9 protein-coding genes are annotated in these 11236 nt (G+C 32.5%); 6 read left to right on the top strand and 3 right to left on the bottom strand.

The annotated features are described in order from the left end of the window. Positions 1–150: 150 nt before the first annotated feature. The 3 genes from EHE19_RS17850 to EHE19_RS17840 form a co-directional block, all read right to left on the bottom strand. Positions 151–822, bottom strand: a complete 672-nt coding sequence (locus tag EHE19_RS17850) for a P-II family nitrogen regulator (protein ID WP_342343330.1) — start codon at positions 820–822, stop codon at positions 151–153. Continuing rightward, positions 806–2305: a DUF1538 domain-containing protein gene (locus tag EHE19_RS17845; RefSeq protein WP_137697449.1), complete on the bottom strand. Its 1500-nt coding sequence runs from the start codon at positions 2303–2305 to the stop codon at positions 806–808. The genes EHE19_RS17850 and EHE19_RS17845 overlap by 17 nt, the downstream gene beginning before the upstream one ends. Before the next feature lie 369 nt (positions 2306–2674). Next, positions 2675–3013, bottom strand: a complete 339-nt coding sequence (locus tag EHE19_RS17840) for a helix-turn-helix domain-containing protein (RefSeq protein WP_137697448.1) — start codon at positions 3011–3013, stop codon at positions 2675–2677. A 223-nt stretch (positions 3014–3236) separates the two neighbouring features. Between EHE19_RS17840 and EHE19_RS17835 the strand changes: the two genes are divergently transcribed. From EHE19_RS17835 to EHE19_RS17810, 6 genes are all read left to right on the top strand, one after another. Continuing rightward, on the top strand, positions 3237–4547 hold the full coding sequence (locus EHE19_RS17835; RefSeq protein WP_137697447.1) for a hemolysin family protein: 1311 nt from the start codon (positions 3237–3239) through the stop codon (positions 4545–4547). Positions 4548–5408: 861 nt separating this feature from the next. Beyond that, positions 5409–5774: a DUF2089 domain-containing protein gene (locus EHE19_RS17830; protein ID WP_137697446.1), complete on the top strand. Its 366-nt coding sequence runs from the start codon at positions 5409–5411 to the stop codon at positions 5772–5774. A 37-nt stretch (positions 5775–5811) separates the two neighbouring features. Then, positions 5812–7023: an SHOCT-like domain-containing protein gene (locus EHE19_RS17825; RefSeq protein ID WP_244648280.1), complete on the top strand. Its 1212-nt coding sequence runs from the start codon at positions 5812–5814 to the stop codon at positions 7021–7023. A gap of 693 nt (positions 7024–7716) precedes the next feature. Further along, the gene (gene prfA / locus EHE19_RS17820; protein WP_137697445.1) at positions 7717–8796 is read left to right on the top strand and encodes a peptide chain release factor 1; all 1080 of its coding nucleotides are present in this window, start codon (positions 7717–7719) and stop codon (positions 8794–8796) included. Positions 8797–8938: 142 nt separating this feature from the next. Beyond that, complete coding sequence (locus EHE19_RS17815; RefSeq protein WP_137697444.1) at positions 8939–9682, top strand: ZIP family metal transporter; 744 nt, start codon at positions 8939–8941, stop codon at positions 9680–9682. A 427-nt stretch (positions 9683–10109) separates the two neighbouring features. Then, positions 10110–11168, top strand: a complete 1059-nt coding sequence (locus EHE19_RS17810; RefSeq protein WP_137697443.1) for an L-threonylcarbamoyladenylate synthase — start codon at positions 10110–10112, stop codon at positions 11166–11168. Positions 11169–11236 lie beyond the last annotated feature (68 nt).

Here is an 11236-nt window from a genome sequence, read left to right as displayed (position 1 = left end):
AATTCTATGTGAAAATATTCAAGTTTTAATGAACAGCTAAATATCCTATGATATCAGCCTATAAAGCTTTTCAGCATAGTTTTTTTAAACACTTTTTTAGATTATCAAGTATAATTCAAATTTTATTTGAAGATACCTCGAGCAGGAAGTTTAATACAATCCATAAGTTTCGTTTACATCAATAATAAACAGTATTCCATTACCAGGGTCATCAAGTTTTAGTTCTGACCTTATTGATGTAGTAATTGGCTCAACCTTACTGGTTTCTGCAACAATTAGCACAATTTCCCTTTCGGGTTCGATCTCCATAGAAAAAAGACGACTTGTCTCATGAATTCCAGAACCTCTTGAATTAATGATAGTTCCACCTCTAGAGCCTGCTTTTATAGCAGCATCAATAACAGACTCAGCCTTGCCTTTATCTACAATTACAAAAATAGCCTTATGCATGGTATTTTTAACACCTCTATTCTCCATATTGTTATAATAGCTGCAGTTTCTTGTTCCAAAAAGTCCACTAACAGGGACGCTAAATGCTATACCGTGATGGGGTTTATCAAAACGGAATTCTTTATCTAGCGCAATGAGAGCATTATTAGCTACTGTCTTTTCACCTATCATTAGTGCAATTTCTTTTTTTATATCGGATAAATCTAAAAGCTTTAACAAGTGATTTCTAGAAGTTCCTTTTCCTAAAAAAACTGTACCTCCGGAAACTCCTTTTTGTTTTGCGCTTTTAACGACTTTACTGCCCATACCGTCGTTTACTATCAAAAATAATAATTCAAGCTCATTAGATTTATTATCAGGAATGTTTTCCACTATTTTCAATACCTCCTTTTACAGACTTTACTTTGTAGATAAGTCCCAACGCTTGTAAAGCAATCAACGGAGTAAGTGCTACCATTGCTATTACACCAAATCCATCAACTAATACATTTGCTCCTTCGATTCTGTCAGCGGCACCTTGTGCAAATGCCAATATAAAGGTTGCTGTCATAGGTCCAGAAGCAACTCCCCCTGAGTCAAAAGCAATACCTACAAATAATTTTGGTGCAAAATATGTCAGTGCTATAGATATTATATAACCGGGAAGGAGATAATGCCATAGTTGAATTTCAGGAATTATTATTCTTATCATTGAAAGTGCTACTGCAAAGCCAACGCCAATTGAAAGTGCAATCAATACAAGCTTTTTATTAACATAGCCGCTGGTTACTTCTTCAATCTGATTTGTTAAAACGTGGACAGCAGGTTCTGCCAATATAGTTAATAAACCTAATATAAAGCCAACAATAATAACAATTGACTTGTTTTCAAAGGAAGCCAGCTTATAACCTATGATACTGCCAACATCCATAAAACCAGCATTTACACCTACTAAAAACAGCACTAATCCAATAAAAGTATACACAAGTCCCTTTAGAATCTTCATAAATGCTTTTTTACTTAATTTAAAGGATAATTTTTGAAAAATTAAAAATAATATAAGCATAGGAAGGAGTGCTATAAATATCTCTTTTGATGTAGAAGGTATTTCTTTAATGAAATTTGCTATAATTGAGTCTGATTCAGGCAGTTTAAAATCAAGAGTTCCAGTCATTTTATCTGTTTTTGACAGAATATTCATTATCATAACTGCTATTATAGCACCGGTAGATGTAATAGCAACCAAACCAAAACTATCTTTTTCTGAAGCCTTACTATCTTTTTTCAAAGCTGAGGTACCAATTGCTAATGCCAAAATAAAGGGAACTGTTAAAGCTCCAGTGGTTGCGCCAGATGCGTCAAAAGAAATTGCCAAAAATTCTGGGGAAGTAAATAGTGCTAAAACAAGTATTATTAAATATAAAATGGTTAACATTTTATATAAAGGGAAATTATACACTATTCTAACTAATCCTAATGCAAGTAAAAGAGCGATTCCGATAGAAACAACTACTACGATGCTGAGTTTAGATATTAAACCTGATGTCACAAAATCTACTTGTTCTGCTAGAATGTGTAAATCGGGCTCAGCAATAGAAATTAAAAATCCAAGGAATATTCCTGTAACAACTACAATCCAAACTTTGTTGGTTTTGGTAAGATTTGAACCCATTAGGTTACCAATAGGAGTAATGCCTATATCTACACCGAATAAAAATATAGATAAGCCTAAAACTATTAAAAATGCTCCCAAAATAAATCTAATTAGAATTGGGGTTTCAAGGGGTGTTGCAATGAAATGCAGTATTAAAACAATGACTGTGATTGGAAGTACTGATGACAGAACTTCTTTTACCTTTTCAACTAATACATTCAAATACGATCCACTTCCTTTCTCCTTATTAATGATTATATATTAAGTAGTACAAAGCTTTGACAATTTCAAGAAAGTTTAACTAAATACAATTATTGTATGTGTTTTCGCTTGCTAGAATATAGGAGCAATTTTATATTTTTAAGATTATTCAAAATAGCCTCAGCCCTTTATAAATGAGGATAAAGGCAAATCAATTGTCCTTAGTTCTAAAAATGTAAATATGTGTAGTTGTAAAATGTGCAAGCTCAGCTGCTAGATATTTTGTCGATTAAAGCGGATGTTTGAGTTCAAACTAGTATTAATTTATTATTACCTAAGGTTAAAATAATAATTTTTTCACATAAACTGGATTAAGACAAAACTTTTACTTTAATGGTGTTGATTGCGCTTGCTGAGCAAAAAGTCTATAAAATTGCTTACCTCGTCTATTTCCTTCTCATTAAGGAATTGTATTTTATAAAGCTTTAGAGGTAACCCTGAAACGTTTTCTGCATCATCGGTATAGCCTGCAGTTCTCATTAGTTCTTCAAAATTTATATTAAGAGCATGGGATATAGCTTTTAAAACAAAGGGTGATGGTTTTTTTCGCTCTCCGCTTTCCAGTCTGGATATTTCTGTATGGCTTAAATTAGCTATTTTTGCTAACTTTCTAATGGAAAGGTTTTTGAATGCTCTTTGTTCAGAAATATATTTTCCTAAAGTATTCATAGGACATCCCCTTCGATATCTATTATATCTTATTTGTTTTTATATTATCACAAAGTGGAACCATTAGGCAACAAATTTTAAAAAATGGTGACAATGAGTTGTATTATTGTGTTTGCTATATCCTTTATTGACATAGAAAAGACGTTTTAGTATAGTAAAAAAGGTTAAACTATAATAAACAAAGCTATAATTTAATAATATAGCTTATTTGGAGGTACATTATTTGATAACTAGGATTGTTTTACTTATTGTTTTGGTTCTGTTGAATGCATTTTTTTCAGGGGCTGAAATTGCTTTAATTTCGCTAAATGATAAGCTTATTAAAAAGCAAGCTGAGGAAGGTGACAAAAAAGCAAAGCAGCTATACACATTTTTAAGTGAACCTGGGAAATTTTTGTCTACAATTCAAATTGGAATTACTCTTGCTGGTTTTCTTGCAAGTGCTTTTGCTACAGAGAGCTTTGCAGATGATTTGGTAGCATTAGTAATGAAATTAAATTTACCAATAGATGAATCTATAATTAGAAGCATAAGCATGGTAATCATTACAATAATACTTTCGTACTTTACGTTAGTTTTTGGAGAACTTATACCCAAAAGAGTTGCAATGCAAAAGGCAGATTTCTTTTCAAAAATTGCAGTTGGTCCATTGATGGCAATTTCTAAGGTAACTAGTCCTTTTGTAAAATTTCTTACTGCCTCAACAAACTTTTTTATTAAATTATTAGGTGGAAATCCTTCTGCTGAAGATGATGAAAGAATTACTGAAGAGGAAATAAGAATGATGATGGAGGTAGGAGAGGAAAAGGGTGTTATCCAAGATACAGAGAAAGAGATGATAGACAATGTATTTGAGTTTGATGATAAGCGTGTATCAGAGATAATGACTCCGAGGCCTGATATAATTAGTATTCCGGCCAATGCTCAATTGGATTATATTACAAAAGTAATTGATGAAGAAAAATATACCAGAATACCAGTTTATAAAGAAAATATTGATAACATTATAGGAATACTTCATGTTAAAGACTTAATCCAATTTATACAGAAGGACAAGAAGGAGTTTTGCTTAGAAAAAATAATCCGTACTCCATATTTTGTTCCTGAAACCAAAAAGACTGATGATTTGTTTACAGAACTTAAGAAACACAAGGTGCAAATGGCTGTTGTAATAGATGAATATGGCAGTACTGCCGGAATTGTAACAATGGAGGATTTAGTTGAAGAAATTGTGGGCAATATTTTTGATGAATATGATATTGAGGAAAAGGATTTTGAATATGAGTATCTAGATAATAATACCTACATTTTTGATGGCTCAATAAGCCTTGATAAGGTTGAAGAAGTACTTGATGAGGACTTACCTGACGACAATTTTGACACCTTAAGCGGTTTTATTATGGATTTATTGGGGAGGATACCAAAAAAAGATGAATATCCTACTGTAGAAACTGAGAATATTGTATTTAAGGTGCTAAAGCTTGAAGGTAAACGAATAGTAAAGGTAAAGGCAGCCAAGAAATTAAATAACTAATAAATATTAGCACAATGGAGTATCGGCGAAGCCTTATTATAGCAGTTTAGTTGTCCAATAGATCGTCCGTACCCCCTAGTGTGAAATAAACTCTGTAAATATAAGCTTCATTTATAATTGAAAGAACCAGATGGTGCTAACTGATATGTTACTTTTAGTAGATGATAGAAAAATCAAAAACTGTCAACTATGAAGAAAGTATATAAATCTGCGCTATTTGGTTCTTTTTGACTATGTAAAATTAAATTATTTAATCAATGTATTATAAAAATTAATAATCTAATTAAAAATTTTTATTATTTTTTAAAAAAATAGGTTGACAATTATTAACTTTAGGCATAATATAAGTATATAAGTTAAAAATATTAATTATCAACTTAAAAAAATTAAAATCTAAATAAAATTATTAAAGAAACTTAATAAAGAAAATTAATAAAGAAACTTATTGAATTGAAATATTTATTATAAGAAAAAATGAACTAAAGCTGAATTGGTGACCCTAGATGGTGATACACTACCAATAAAGGAAGTTTAAATTAAGGAAGTTTAAATTAAGGAAGTTTAAATTAAGGAAGTTTAAATTAAAGAAATTTAAATTAAAGAAATTTAAATTAAAGAAATTTAATTGAGAAAAATTAAATCAAGAAATTTCAAATGAAGAAGACTAAAAATAAGAAAACTAAAATCAAGAAAACTAAAATCAAGAAAACTCAAATGAGGAAGATTCTAATTAAGAAGAGATTCTAAATTAAGAAAATTCGAATTGAGCTTAAGAACTGAGTGTAGTGATTTTTCTTGAACAGAGGTTCTTCAAAAATTCTTATCAAAATATTGTGCCCAAAGTGGGCGTAGGAGGTTATTATGGCAAGAGAAGCAATGGGCAAATGTCCGGTTTGTGGAGGAGAAACAGAGGTATCAAAAATTACATGTAATAGTTGTGATACAGTAATTGAAGGACACTTTTCTCTTTGCAAATTCTGTAAACTTACAAATGAGCAAAAGGTATTTTTGGATATTTTCATTAAATGTAGAGGAAATATTAAAGAGGTTGAAAAAGAACTTGGTATTTCATACCCAACAGTAAAGAACAAGCTGGAGGATGTTGCATCAGCACTTGGACACAAGGGAGAGCCTGAGGCATATGTTCCTGGCAAGAACAAGGAAATTCTTGATAGGCTCAATGCAGGAGAAATTACTGTTGAAGAAGCAGTTGAGCTAATGAAGTAAGAATGATTTCTATTATGGATATTTTTTGGGAGGAATAATGATGGTTATTAGTGAAGAAAGATTATTAATATTAAAAATGCTTGAAGAAAAGAAGATAACAAGTGAAGAAGCGGCAAAATTATTAGCTGCATTAGATCAAGAACCAAAACAAGAGTCGTCTGAGAATTACAAGAGAAATTATAACCAAAGGCAAAACGGATTTATGGATGAGGCTGCTAAGGTTAGAGAAAGAGTAAACAATTGGAAAAAAGAATTTAAAAACAATTATAGTCAAGCTGATTTTGACAATATGATTGATGATTTTGCAAATAAGGCTGAAAAAATAGGTAAGAACGTTGCAGCAACAACATTTGGAATAGTTGATAAGATTATTGATTATGTTGGAAGCTTTGTAGATACAAATTCCTTCAATATTTTCGGGAATTTGCAAACCGTTCAAAAGAATTTTGAAGTTATTCCTGCACAAAGCGCTACCTTTGATATTTCGGCAATTAATGGACCTGTCACCATTAAGAAACACCTTGACCCTAGCGTGAAGGTTATCGCTAGAATAAAAAGTACAGCTCCAAACGGAGAAGGTATAGTTTCGTTTGTTGATGACCCCAGTGCAATAGCGCTTAAATTGAACAGTACTGCAATGAATGTCAGTGTTTCATATGAGATTTTTATACCTGATCTTAGGTTTAAATCAATTAAAATAGAAAATTCAAATGGCAAGATTTATATTGAGGATTCACTTTCTGAAGAAATTACAGCAACTACAAAAAATGCTCATATTGAACTTATGGGAGTTAACAGCGACAAAATAGCTGTAAACACCAAGAATGGCAGGGTTCAGATGAACTACATTATTGGGAACAAAATAGATATAAATACTACTAATGCGGTTATAGATATAAAGCATATAAAAGTGCAGGATATTAGTGCGGTAACTATAAATGGAAGAATTGTGATAGAAAATGCACAAAATATTGATGAAAATACAGACATGAATATGTTCTTAAAGACTTCAAATGGTGGCATCAAGATTAATATGAATGACTTAGACGGCAGAATGTACAAAGTAAAAGCACATGCAAGTAATGGTTCTATTAATTTACTTATACCTGAGATAGTGTATCATAATGTAAACCGCAGAGGTGAAGCAGGAAGCTTCGTTGAAGCTGAAAGCAAGGATTTTGAAAGAGGACTCAACAAGGTTATAATTACCGGTGAGACTATGAATGGACAAATTGAAATAGTTAAGTAATTCCACTCTGGGATTCAGAATAGCATTCCCCCCCTTCTGAATCTCAGACCTCCTGATATAATTAAGTTTACTAATAGATTAATATTTATAAAATCCATAATTTTAATTTTAGATAGAATTATTTCCATAAATTTATTAAGATAATAGAGTGTGTAGGCTAACCGCTTTCATGCTCTATTTTAATTCTATATATTATATGGGCGTGTTAAATTATACCATTTATACGGTTTCTGAACACGTCCAGTTTTTAAATAATTTTTGATTTTATAATTGAGCCCGCGCTATTGACAGCACTACTTTTGCATTCAAACTCAAAACACGTTTGCTATGGAAGCTATAGGAATATTTCATTGGAGTCATGCAGATAAGTATCTTTCGTTATAGGTTGTATTATAATAATTCCTGTTATACGAATAAATGGAAAATAGGGCAAACGATATTTTGACTGCTGTTTTTTTATTACAATTGCACAGTAAATATGTTCATGATATAATACTTAATTGCGTATAAGATATTATTTTTTTACTTAAATATAAAGTAAATTACCAGCGGCTAAAAATTTTGGTTTGAGGAAAACCGCTGCGTTGTGCTCATAATTGTTTTATTTAATAAATTGTGAAAATAAGTTGTTTTTAATTAGTTTTATGCAATTAATGTGAGTATAAGAGAGTAATCTTGAATTTGGAGGATGTTATGTTTGATAAACTGCAGGTGGCAGAGGACAGATATGAGGAAATAAGCCATAAGCTTAGTGACCCGGATGTTATTAATAATCAAGATGAATATAAAAAATTAATGAAGGAATTTGCTGACTTAGAGGAAATTGTACAAAAATTTAGAGAGTACAAAAAGATTACTAGCGATATTGAAGAGGCTAGAGCTCTTCTTAATGAAAATCTTGAGAAGGATTTTCATGAGATGGTACAGCTTGAATTCCAAGAAGCACAAGAGAAGCTTGAGGTTATTAAGAAACAGTTAAAAATAATGCTGCTTCCAAAAGACCCTAATGATGATAAAAACGTTATTGTTGAAATAAGAGGAGGCGCTGGCGGTGAAGAAGCTGCATTATTTGCAGGCGTTCTTTTCAGAACGTTGACAAGATATGCAGAGAGACAGAATTGGAAGACTGAGATATTAGATGAAAATCCGACCGAACTGGGTGGTTTCAAGGAAGTAATTTTTTCTATCGAGGGTAAGGGCGCATATAGCAGACTGAAGTTTGAAAGTGGAGTACACAGAGTACAAAGAGTTCCAACAACTGAGTCAAGCGGACGTATTCACACATCTACAATTACTGTGGCGGTATTACCTGAGGTTGAGGATGTTGATATTGACATAAATCCTAACGATTTGAGAATTGATACTTTCAGAGCGAGTGGTGCTGGTGGACAGCATATAAATAAGACTAGTTCGGCTATTAGAATAACACATATACCAAGCGGACTTGTTGTTACTTGTCAAGATCAGCGTTCTCAGCATAAGAACAAGGATAAGGCAATGAAGGTTCTCAGATCTAAGTTATATGATATTGCTCAGCAGCAACAAACAACTGAATATGCTCAGGACAGAAAAAATCAGGTTGGCAGTGGTGATAGAAGTGAAAGAATCAGAACTTACAATTATCCGCAGGGTAGAGTAACTGATCACAGAATAAATCTTACACTTTACAAGCTGGATCAGGTGTTAGACGGAGACCTTGATGAATTAATTGATGCACTTATAACTACTGAGCAAACTGAAAAATTAGGCAGCGGCAGTGATGATGAAGATTAAGAGTAACATTAAGATAAAGATTAAAATATAGGAATTTAATTATAGGATAAAACAAGTATTTTAAAATTTAAAGAATTAATAATAATCCAAAGGGGCTAGGAATAGTATTTTTATAGGACTTACTATAAAAGAGGGCTTTCCATTGGAATATATATTGAAAATAGCAATAGTTGGCTTGATATCAGGCATTACCGGTACAGGTATTGGTGGATTGATAGCCTTTTTTGTGGATAAAAATATTAGTCATAGATTGTTAAGTACTATCCTTGAATTTTCAGCAGGACTTATGACAGCCGTTGTTTGCTTTGAACTAATACCAGAGGCTATAAAAATAGCAGGATTGAACTTAACAATGTTAGGTGTTATTTTAGGACTATTGGTAATTATATTAATAGATGATTTAATTAAGCAATTGAGTATAGTTAAAAATACTAGAGGAAACTCAAATTTACTTCGGGCAGGGATTTTGGTTTCAATAGGATTAGCCCTTCACAATTTACCTGAAGGTTTTGCAGTGGGCTCTGGTTTTGAGGCATCCTTATCCCTTGGAATTACACTTACAATAGTAATAGCCATACATGATATTCCAGAGGGAATAGCTATGGCATTGCCTATGAAAATAGGGGGCTTCTCTGCTTTGAAAGCGTTCCTGATAACTATATTATCAGGTGTACCTATGGGATTGGGAGCGTTAATAGGAGCCGCTTTAGGTCATATATCACAGCAATTTATTGCGATATGTTTGGGATTTGCAGGCGGGGCTATGTTATATGTTATATTTGCAGAGTTAATACCTGAATCTAAAAGAATATATTTGGGCAGAATGTCATCAATGGGCAATATATTAGGAATTGTATGTGGTATAATAGTGACAATGTTAAATTAATTAACTTGCGTAATAAGTGTACTTAATACAAGTCATTAATTAAAAATTAATATCCATTTCTATAGGTTAGTTAAGCAAAGTTACTAGCACTAACATAGTTGATTTTATTAACATATAAGCTGCATTTAGTATTTTTAATGTTTGACAAGCAGCTTGGAGGAAGCAAATTTTATATAAATTAAGCTATCTTAAGTCAAATATTTAACACTATTCGTTCAGTTGGAAACAAGCTATATGTAAACATGGTGTGACACATAGAAACCTTGGGTTTGATTTTATAGTGTGATGATTTTGCAAAATTAAAATTAATGAGTGAGATACAAATATAAATTGTTGAAAGTGTATGTGGTGGTAAATATAGATTAAAGCTGATATTAATTGACTTTTAGCTTGACGATACCAGACGATTCGGGGGCAAAAATAATATATGGTTACAAAGATTATTGAAATTGATTCAGAACATATTGATAAAAATAAATTAAATATCGCGGCCGAAGCAATTAAAGAAGGGAAAATAGTTGCATTTCCTACTGAAACGGTATATGGGCTTGGTGCAAATGCTTTGAACTCAGCTGCTGTTGAACGAATATTTGAAGCAAAGGGGAGACCTTCAGATAACCCTCTTATAGTGCATATTGCTGATAAAGAGGAGGTTTATGAACTTACTGAAAGTATTTCCGAAAAAGCAGTTGCTTTGATGGACAAGCTTTGGCCGGGTCCGCTGACATTGGTATTTAGAAAAAGTTCAATAATACCTTCTATAATAACAGCAGGACTTAACACCGTAGCTATTCGTATGCCTGAGCATCCTGTTGCGCGTGAACTCATTAGATTATCTGGAATTCCTGTAGCAGCTCCAAGTGCAAATGTATCCGGAAAGCCTAGCACGACAACTGCACAGCATGTTTTACAGGACTTAGATGGGAAAATAGAAATGATTGTTGATGCTGGCAGTTCACGAGTTGGGCTAGAGTCGACAGTTCTTGATATGACAGTTGAACCTCCTATGCTTTTGAGACCTGGTGGAGTAACTCCTGAGCAAATAGAGGAAATTATTGGACATATAGAAATTGATAAGACCATTTTGGAAAGGCTAAATATAGATAATGTACCTAAGTGTCCTGGTATGAAATATAAGCATTATTCTCCTAAGGCTCATGTGACTCTTATTAGAAGCAGGAATATGGACAATCAAGTGAAAAAAATACTTGATTTAGCAAAAAATAAAAGGCAAGAGGGCAAAAAGGTTGGTGTTTGTGCTACTGACCAAACAATAAACAGATACGGGGGATATGAAGTTTTATCTATGGGTAATAGAGACAAGCCTGAAACTATTGCAGCAAATTTATTTTCTATTTTGCGTGAATTTGATGACATGGGGATTGAAGTTATTTTAGCTGAAACAGTAGACGAGGATGGCGTAGGGCTGGCTATAATGAATAGAATGATAAAGGCTGCTGGCTATGACATTATTCAAGCTGACTAAAGATAGTAAGTGTTTCAGTTCAAGGAATTACTGATGAACATCTGCAAAGGTTGAGTTTGGAGGGCTAT

This window comes from Ruminiclostridium herbifermentans (assembly GCF_005473905.2).
GTDB classification, from domain to species: domain Bacteria; phylum Bacillota; class Clostridia; order Acetivibrionales; family DSM-1351; genus Ruminiclostridium; species Ruminiclostridium herbifermentans.
This window is presented reverse-complemented; position numbering and strand designations above follow the sequence as displayed.

Bases quoted from the DNA above. Each gene is read 5' to 3' on its own strand.
- EHE19_RS17840 (WP_137697448.1), bottom strand. From the start codon at position 3,013: ATGAATACTTTAGGAAAATATATTTCTGAACAAAGAGCATTCAAAAAC.
- EHE19_RS17830 (WP_137697446.1), top strand. From the start codon at position 5,409: ATGGCAAGAGAAGCAATGGGCAAATGTCCGGTTTGTGGAGGAGAAACA.
- EHE19_RS17825 (WP_244648280.1), top strand. From the start codon at position 5,812: ATGATGGTTATTAGTGAAGAAAGATTATTAATATTAAAAATGCTTGAA.
- prfA (WP_137697445.1), top strand. From the start codon at position 7,717: ATGTTTGATAAACTGCAGGTGGCAGAGGACAGATATGAGGAAATAAGC.
- EHE19_RS17810 (WP_137697443.1), top strand. From the start codon at position 10,110: ATGGTTACAAAGATTATTGAAATTGATTCAGAACATATTGATAAAAAT.